Source organism: Fulvivirga aurantia (genome assembly GCF_009711475.1).
Classification (GTDB): Bacteria; Bacteroidota; Bacteroidia; order Cytophagales; family Cyclobacteriaceae; genus Fulvivirga; species Fulvivirga aurantia.
This window is the reverse complement of record NZ_SMMD01000176.1, coordinates 1-841: the sequence shown is the minus strand read 5'-3', so window position 1 is coordinate 841 and position 841 is coordinate 1. Positions and strand designations below refer to the sequence as shown.

Sequence of the window (841 nt, the reverse complement as noted above, 5' to 3'; positions counted from 1 at the left end):
ACAGTCTTCAGGATTTTGCAATTCCTTAAAAAATTTGAAAATGGTACGTATATCGAGATTGAGAGGATCAGGATTTGGGATTTTTATTTACTGTTTCCCAGCAAAATACATGAAATCCGTTTAAAGCAGGGTGAATCCGATATACGTAAGCTTAGGAAGGAATTTATCAAGGATTCCAATAATCCATATGAACAGGTAACAGATAACCGGAAAGTTTTTGAGAAAATAAAACCCTATCAATTGGCCGCAATGAATTGTCTTGCTTCCTACGGTGTAATTGAGAAGACTTCTTTAACTCAACAAAGAGTTAAAATAATTGATAAGTCCATTCTTAATCGATTCGTTGAAAATTTTGAGGAATTATCGCCTAAGGAAAAAAATATTATAGCTTTAATGACATCCCATTTCAAACAAATGTCACTGTTCGGAACTGATGGCTTGAAAAGTAGAACTAATTTATCTGAAAGTAAATACGATGCGTAATCAATTATTTCTTCATCGACTTTATATTCTCACAGAGAATGGTGAAAAAGCCTATGATGAGGAGTTTCATAATGGAGTAAACATTATTCGTGGGGATAACAGCAGTGGAAAATCCACTATAACTCACTTCATTTTTTATGTGCTTGGTGGGGCGTTTAATGATTTTGTTCCAGAAGCGAGAAAATGCTCCCAAGTTTTAGCTCAATTTAAAATGAGTGGCACTATTTTGACGATAAAACGAGAGTTAGTTAAAGATGAAGAAGGTAATATCAGTACCCAGGTGCCACTTTATATTTTTTGGGGAACTATGGATGAAAGTTTTGATCCTCCTGAAGGAAAATCTTGGCAAAAATTTGGT

General features: G+C 34.2%; 2 protein-coding genes. Both read left to right on the top strand.

Translation table 11 applies throughout. The annotated features are described in order from the left end of the window. The coding region (locus E1176_RS00530) for an ABC-three component system middle component 5 (protein WP_155208639.1) at positions 1–483 on the top strand (483 nt) is incomplete at its 5' end. Then, on the top strand, positions 476–841 hold a 366-nt coding region (locus E1176_RS00525), incomplete at its 3' end, for an ATP-binding protein (protein ID WP_155208638.1). The genes E1176_RS00530 and E1176_RS00525, both read left to right, overlap by 8 nt.